The sequence below is a fragment of the Paenibacillus chartarius genome, from assembly GCF_042432825.1.
Lineage (GTDB): Bacteria > Bacillota > Bacilli > Paenibacillales > NBRC-103111 > Gordoniibacillus > Gordoniibacillus chartarius.
Genome location: NZ_JBHLWN010000065.1, coordinates 23,560 through 30,078 on the forward strand (window position 1 = coordinate 23,560; position 6,519 = coordinate 30,078).

At 46.2% G+C, this 6,519-nt stretch carries 9 protein-coding genes; 8 read left to right on the forward strand and 1 reads right to left on the reverse strand.

The window, feature by feature from the left end; translation table 11 throughout:
- The first annotated feature begins 52 nt into the window (after positions 1 to 52).
- The 8 genes from ACFFK0_RS15770 to ACFFK0_RS15805 all read left to right on the forward strand — a co-directional run bounded on the left by ACFFK0_RS15770 (position 53) and on the right by ACFFK0_RS15805 (position 4,790).
- Positions 53 to 886, forward strand: a complete 834-nt coding sequence (locus tag ACFFK0_RS15770) for a hypothetical protein (protein WP_377471218.1) — start codon at positions 53 to 55, stop codon at positions 884 to 886.
- 235 nt (positions 887 to 1,121) lie between these two features.
- The gene (locus ACFFK0_RS15775; RefSeq protein ID WP_377471219.1) at positions 1,122 to 1,415 is read left to right on the forward strand and encodes a DUF7736 domain-containing protein; all 294 of its coding nucleotides are present in this window, start codon (positions 1,122 to 1,124) and stop codon (positions 1,413 to 1,415) included.
- A gap of 441 nt (positions 1,416 to 1,856) precedes the next feature.
- Entirely contained in the window at positions 1,857 to 2,369 is a 513-nt protein-coding gene (locus ACFFK0_RS15780) for a DUF6036 family nucleotidyltransferase (protein WP_377471220.1), read from the forward strand.
- Between the two features lie 18 nt (positions 2,370 to 2,387).
- On the forward strand, positions 2,388 to 2,762 hold the full coding sequence (locus ACFFK0_RS15785) for a hypothetical protein (protein ID WP_377471221.1): 375 nt from the start codon (positions 2,388 to 2,390) through the stop codon (positions 2,760 to 2,762).
- Positions 2,763 to 2,796: 34 nt separating this feature from the next.
- Positions 2,797 to 3,051, forward strand: coding sequence for a hypothetical protein (locus ACFFK0_RS15790; RefSeq protein WP_377471222.1), 255 nt, complete (start codon positions 2,797 to 2,799; stop codon positions 3,049 to 3,051).
- Positions 3,052 to 3,287: 236 nt separating this feature from the next.
- Entirely contained in the window at positions 3,288 to 3,473 is a 186-nt protein-coding gene (locus ACFFK0_RS15795) for a hypothetical protein (RefSeq protein ID WP_377471223.1), read from the forward strand.
- Positions 3,474 to 3,517: 44 nt separating this feature from the next.
- Positions 3,518 to 3,745 carry a hypothetical protein gene (locus ACFFK0_RS15800; protein WP_377471224.1) on the forward strand — a complete coding sequence of 76 codons (228 nt, stop codon included), beginning with the start codon at positions 3,518 to 3,520 and terminating at the stop codon, positions 3,743 to 3,745.
- Positions 3,746 to 3,767: 22 nt separating this feature from the next.
- On the forward strand, positions 3,768 to 4,790 hold the full coding sequence (locus tag ACFFK0_RS15805) for a tyrosine-type recombinase/integrase (protein WP_377471225.1): 1,023 nt from the start codon (positions 3,768 to 3,770) through the stop codon (positions 4,788 to 4,790).
- A gap of 345 nt (positions 4,791 to 5,135) precedes the next feature.
- Here the strand turns inward: ACFFK0_RS15805 and ACFFK0_RS15810 are convergent, their stop codons facing one another.
- Entirely contained in the window at positions 5,136 to 5,759 is a 624-nt protein-coding gene (locus ACFFK0_RS15810; protein WP_377471227.1) for a hypothetical protein, read from the reverse strand.
- Positions 5,760 to 6,519: the final 760 nt, after the last annotated feature.

The window sequence follows — 6,519 nt, forward strand, 5'->3', positions numbered from 1 at the left end:
AGCAAGGGGGCCTTCGATAGGAATCTCTTCCTTGCATTGGAGGTGAACGTACATGCCGTCCTTTACTGTCATCAGCCTCGGTGCTGGGGTGCAAAGCACAACGATGCTGCTCATGGCGCTGCACGGAGAATTCGACCGGATGCCGGACGCAGCCATTTTTGCCGACACAGGCGCCGAGCCGGAGTGGGTATACCGCCATCTGGAATGGCTCGAGGAAGTCGCGAGCCGTTACCATTTCCCGATTGTTCGCGCCCAAGCCGGGAATTTGATGCATGATCTTCTTCATGCGGCGTCCGGACAAAGAAATCGGATTGCAAACCCTCCATTTTACGTGAGAGGCGGAGCGCTGGAAAAACCGGAAGCGATGGGGACGCTCATGCGCAAATGCACACGGGATTACAAAATAGATGTCATCATCCGTGCGATCAGGGAGCGGCTTCTTGGACTTCGGCCGCGCCAGCGTGTGCCGAAAGGAACACAGGTCGAGCAGTGGATTGGCATTTCATTGGACGAAGCAACGCGGATCAAACCGTCGCGACACAGGTATATCACCAACCGTTGGCCGCTCATCGAAAAAGAAATGACCCGGTCAGACTGCTTGGCCTGGCTTGTAAAGCACGGATACCCGGAACCGCCGAAATCCGCCTGTCTGTTTTGTCCGTATCATTCGGACGCGGTGTGGCAGGAGATCAGGACGCAAAGCCCGGAGGAGTGGCGGCGAGTCGTGGAACTGGATCGGGTGATTCGAACCGGCTTGCCGAAAGTCCGGGGACAAGTGTACTTGCACCGTTCGCTGCTGCCGATCGACGAGGTGACGATTGATCCGCATCGCTCGGATAGCCGACCGCAATTTGAAAATGAGTGCGAAGGCATGTGTGGAGTGTAGGGATGAAATAAGCGACTTGCTTCACGCTTGAAGCATATGTCACTACCGAAAACACAAGCGGTTATTGAAATCGACTTATTTTCCCGTTTATCCTCGGCCAACTGGATGCATAGATCCAGCTTCTCTCAATCCCCCATTCTTTTAGAGATGAGTTTATCATTGGGGCAAATCGTAGTACTATAGAACTACTAAACAGGGTTACTGAAAGTATGCTTGAAGCATAGTGGAGGTGGACATGCGGGAATTTCATTTACGGGACATATTAAATGTAATCACGGGTTTGAAACTTGCAGAAAATATGGACGGCTATTATTATCTGTTGAACTATATGATGGGTACGCATCTAAATCCCCATCAGTTGTCAAAGGCCGCTGCTGAATGTAAAGCGTATTTGCTGGAACAGCATCCCCAACTGAAAGATATTTCTTGTCATGGAATTACTGCAGAGAATTGGCAGGAGTGGCTTGAACGACAAATCCAAAAATATGGGCAGCGTCTGCCAATAAAACCATTGTCTGAGAAGCATTAGATGCAATTCAACAGTACTGACCTATTCTCGCTGTTTAATGCAACAAGTGCGACTGGGTGAAAGAAAATATGCCTTATGATAGAGAGGGACATGACCGGTATAACAAACGGTTGTGTCTCTTTCTTTTTCATTCGAAAACAGAAATATTCAAACTTGTCGAAAGCAATGGTCTTAGCAAGGGATGGCTTGAGTTGTTTGCCTGTCTGGCCGCAGACGACCGTGAAAAGGTGACTTCACCCGCAAGTACGGAAATGTAATTCACGTATTACTGCAAAAGCCCGCCGATTGGCGGGCTTTTTGCGCAGGGCGTTTCTCTTTATCGGTTTTTGATTCCGCGCGGCACACGAGGCAACGTCGTCCGCGACGTGCGGACATATGCAAAAGAGCGAACATCGCTTTAGAAAAACAAGCAGTCCGGTTATAATGAAAGGAGAGATTCGATTGTTACGCAGGGCGGAGATTATGAAGTATCTGGAACAAATCAACGAACAATTGAAAGAGCGAAACCAGCGGGGGGAAATGTGCCTGTTCGGCGGAGCGGTGATGTGCCTGGTGTTTGAAAGCCGGGACAGCACCAAAGATGTGGACGCCATCTTCGCGCCGACCAGCGAGTTGTATACGATCATTAAAAACATCGCCGATGAGCATCGTCTGCCTTCGGATTGGCTGAACAACGCGGTGAAAGGCTTCGTCTCGCACCGCCATGATGTGCGGCTGTTTCGTAAAATGAGCCACCTCGACATTTTCGCGGCCTCGCCGGAATATATGCTCGCAATGAAATGCTTGGCCGCGCGTACGTATGAAAGCAAGGATGTCGACGATATCCGGTTTTTGCTGCGCCATTTGAATATTCAAACGCTGGAGCAGGCACTGGCTATTATTGTGAGATATTATCCGCAAAACCGGATTCTGCCGAAAACGGCGTATTTGCTGGAGGAACTGCTTTCGCGTTGAAGGAAAGAAGGGAAAAACATGACGGTATGGGATATTGCCAGTCATACGGGCGGCAATATGGATCAATTCGCCATTCATTGCGGCAATTTTTTGGATGAGTTTTATCGAGCATCGAACGCACAGCGACGGTTGATGGTGGAACGGGAACCGGAAGGCCATCCCGGCTTCCCCGATTATGTGCTTCCGTTTCTGGCGGCAATGGTGCATAAGCTTTGCAACGACTATGGCGTGGAGTGCCCTTCGTGGGTGCATAAAGAGCAGTATGTGCTGAAAGAGCCGCATTTCTGGCTCGATGCCAAGGGCAATCTTCGGTTGGTCCTGCTTGCGGAAAGCCCGGTTGAGTTTAAAATCCGGAATTTGTTTGTTACGGCAAATACGCTGTCCAGAGCATAATGGTTTAAGCAAGGCGGAAGGGAGGAAACAAGACGTGGCGGCGGTAGACAAAAAGGACGTTCTAGAGCATATGATTTATTGCATTCTTGAGGGACACGATTCCATTGCGAAAGCCAAGGCGGATGCGGAAGACTACCTCGGCGCTAAGATTACGCTCGGACAAGGCGACCTGGTGTATATCCGATCGCGAGTTACGGAATTTGTCCGGAAAAACGAGCAGTGGTACGATGATTATGGCAAACTGGTCACGTCCGAGCAAGGGCAAACACTACTTTCGCTGGTTCAATAACAGTAAGTAACTTTCAAAATCAGTCGGAACATCTGAGCCGTCCCTTTGGGGCGGCTTTGCTGTTTTCAAAAACGAGGTGAGGGCATGAAAAGAATTTCCTTTACCTGTGTGAAGTGCGGTAAAACGATCCAAATTGATCCCGAGATTTTTATCCGAATTTATAAAGGGTACGATCATTGCTTATCCTGCCGCAACAAATAGGGAACGGGAAAGTGAAGACAGGGCGAGGTGACGGGATGAGTAAACGCTATGAATGCGAGTTGGAAACGGCAGGGTATCGCATGAAAATATCGGTCTTCTCGGAACGCAGATCCGAAGTAGAAGGGATGGCGCGGCTGCGGGATTGCCAACTGCTCAAAGTAATCTATGGGCTGGATAGAAGAGCGGAAGATTTCAACGTCATCACGATACAGGAAAAATGAATCAACTATCGGGGGCAATTCGCAAGAGATAGGAGGCAATATGAATGATCATCAAAAAGCTTGTATTTGGCTGCTGCGATCATGAAGGTGACCTGGACGCGTTCGTTTGGGAAGTCGTAAATAGCGGCGGGCTGGTGGCAGCCAGGGAGTGGGACGCACAACGCAAGATCGGCGCAATTGAAGTTGTGGTCGAGAATGAACAAGCGTTTTCGACCTTTATGGAAGCATTTAAGCAAACCAATTCCAGTACTTTTTTGCGCGACCCTAAATGAATATTGAGAGGAGTTGAGTGAAATGAACAATGTTGTTCCGTTGTTCCAAAATGCCTCGGTTCCGAAAAAGCGCCGTTCCAACGAGTTGTATGATGTGGACACGTTTTCGGGGGCCGGAGCAAAGTTAACGTGGGAGGAAGCGGTTGAAATATACATCCGAGCCAAGCGTTCGGAAACCGCCTCGGACAAAACGATCAAAACCGAACAGGAAAGCTTGTCTTGTTATCGTCGCCTGTTGGCCGAGCAGAACATCGAAGCCAGTGTCGTTGACGTAACGATTGAAGTGCTGCGCAAAAATTTTGTCCTGTATATGGTCGAAAACAAGCAATACGCGCTGACAACCATCAATAACCGGATCAAGGCGATGAAGCGCTTCTTTTCCTTTTTGCACGAAGAAGGCTGGATTGCCGAAAACCCTGCGGTTCATTTGAAAACGCGAAGCGGACACCGACCGAGCATTCCCTCTTTTACCGAGGCACAGGTTCTTGCTTTATTAGCGCAGCCGGATCAGTCGACGTTTACCGGTTACCGGGATTATACGATGCTGGCACTTATGCTGGATACAGGCTTACGGATTGGCGAGATGGTCAGCTTGAAATTGAATCAAGTCGATTTGAAACAGTGCCAATTGCTTCGAGTTATCGGTAAAGGACGAAAGCCGCGCGATGTTCCTTTTTCCGATGATGTTCGGAAAGTGCTGATGAAATATGTGAAGAGCAGAGGCGAACTGGAGGAACAGAATTTCTTCGTAACGATTGATGGAACGCCGCTGCATCCTCGAACGTTTCAGGAAAGCTTGAAGGAATACGGGGAAAAAGCAGGCATCCAGGATGTCAGGGTGAGCCCGCATACGATGCGGCATACCTTTGCGAAGTTTTACATTATGAATGCGGGTGATCCGTACAGCTTGCAGGATATTCTGGGGCATTCCAGCCAGGACATGGTGAAAAAATACGTAAACCTGTGGCGGTCGGAAATGAAGATCCAGCATGAGAAAGCTTCACCGATGCGGAATTTGAACAAGAAAGGGCAGCAGAGGACCTGAACGGCAACGATTCTTTCTATCTTGCAAAAGAGAAAAGAAAGAATAGTTGGAGGCTGCAACACTATTCTGATATAGTCAAGGCTGAATGGTGGAACCATATGAGAGGGCCTTTTGGTGTTTCAACGCTAAAAGTTTGACGTTCAGAGTTAATGAAAGAATCACTGATAGACAATAATATTCGTGGTGAAGAAGTGAATCATAAGTGAGGCGAATTTTTTGGCATTAAACGCTTGCGGGGCGTTGGATGTTGCCTCTAGTAATGAGGATGGTGAGGCCACCTGACAGTAAAGATCATCGTTAGGTGGCCGAATTTCAGATCGTTGGTTATTGATTGGGGACCGAGGATTATTGCGGGACTTCAAAAACTAGAATAGTCAATGTAAGTTCGCGACTAATATCATCTCTATGTCTAAAAACATATCTAAATTTTGTTTCACCGGAGATTTTCAGTTCCCGTTTATAGTTTGGATGATTTTTTACAGTCTCGGGAATTTTGCTTAAAACATTAGTCAGGTCTTTATTCCTGTTGAAGATAATCAAGGCTGTTTTGGTGTCTCTCCATGTCGAATACCCTAATAGTTGGTCTAATGCGTCAGAAAGAGATTTCTGTCCTCTCCAGATTTTGCATTCAGCTACAAATATGTTTCTATCCTGTGCTTTAATCAAAATGTCGGTCTTTCCATTGAAATTGAAAGTCTCTCCAGTTGCTTGTCCTTCGTAATGACTATTCAAAGGGACTAAAAATTGATCTCTTAATTGTTCTTCACCCATGCTACGGAAAGTTTGAGGGCTTCTTTCTAGCATCAAAGCAGTTTTATTTATTATTTCGAGTATATGCTCATAATCGTCAGACCCTAGAGATGGTTCTGGTTTGAAGGGTTGTGCACTCGAAGCGGGTTGACTTACTGGCATTTTTCGTCTTACATCATGAGCGGCATAAGTCAAAAATGCGTTTTCCCTTTTCTTCATTGGGAATCCTAATGATGCTACGAGACCTCGGTCTTTTAATAGTTTCTCTTTCCTCGAATTTATCCAAACCTGAATATTTTGTTTTAACGAGCTATTCCAAGGATTAGCATCAATCGCAATCCAATCGATATATTCTTTGACCGATTGTAGTCGACGCTCTAATTCTTTCTTTATTGAATCAGAATTATGATCCAGGGTCTTAACTGTAATAAACAGGATATTTCCGCGTACTTCTCCAATTGGTGGATTGAAATTAAAGGTGGATGCCCTGCAATGGAAGAGATCTGAATCACCAGTAAAAGGTACTTCTAAAGTTATTGCAGTTCCTGTTATGTTAAAGGGACGGCTTCTGTCATAGATAAATCTCGTGTGATCTCTGCTAACATCAATTTGGATCTCTTTCTGGTCAACGCAAATTTGATCTTCTACTAAACAAATGGGATTGATATTAAATTTATTGTAAAAGTATTCAATCAGATCGTTGTCTGGTGTGTTGAGTAGTCTGTTCGGGTCATAAGATGCGATTTCATCCTTAATTTGTTTTTCTTGGTTCTCGATGACTGCTCTAAAGTCATATTCACTGAACAGTAATTGATCGTTAATAATAAGCCCTCCTATCTTATCTTCTGTACGGTATGGGGATTAATTTATAGAAATATATTCGACAAAATTAAGTCATCCCCCTCCAACCCTTTAGTTTAAATAGGGCTTGCTGAAAAATCAAAAAATCCTTATCTCACAAGGGTTTAGAGGCACTTTT

Bases quoted from the DNA above. Each gene is read 5' to 3' on its own strand.
- ACFFK0_RS15770 (WP_377471218.1), top strand. From the start codon at position 53: ATGCCGTCCTTTACTGTCATCAGCCTCGGTGCTGGGGTGCAAAGCACA.
- ACFFK0_RS15775 (WP_377471219.1), top strand. From the start codon at position 1,122: ATGCGGGAATTTCATTTACGGGACATATTAAATGTAATCACGGGTTTG.
- ACFFK0_RS15785 (WP_377471221.1), top strand. From the start codon at position 2,388: ATGACGGTATGGGATATTGCCAGTCATACGGGCGGCAATATGGATCAA.
- ACFFK0_RS15795 (WP_377471223.1), top strand. From the start codon at position 3,288: ATGAGTAAACGCTATGAATGCGAGTTGGAAACGGCAGGGTATCGCATG.
- ACFFK0_RS15800 (WP_377471224.1), top strand. From the start codon at position 3,518: ATGATCATCAAAAAGCTTGTATTTGGCTGCTGCGATCATGAAGGTGAC.
- ACFFK0_RS15805 (WP_377471225.1), top strand. From the start codon at position 3,768: ATGAACAATGTTGTTCCGTTGTTCCAAAATGCCTCGGTTCCGAAAAAG.
- ACFFK0_RS15810 (WP_377471227.1), bottom strand. From the start codon at position 5,759: ATGAAGAAAAGGGAAAACGCATTTTTGACTTATGCCGCTCATGATGTA.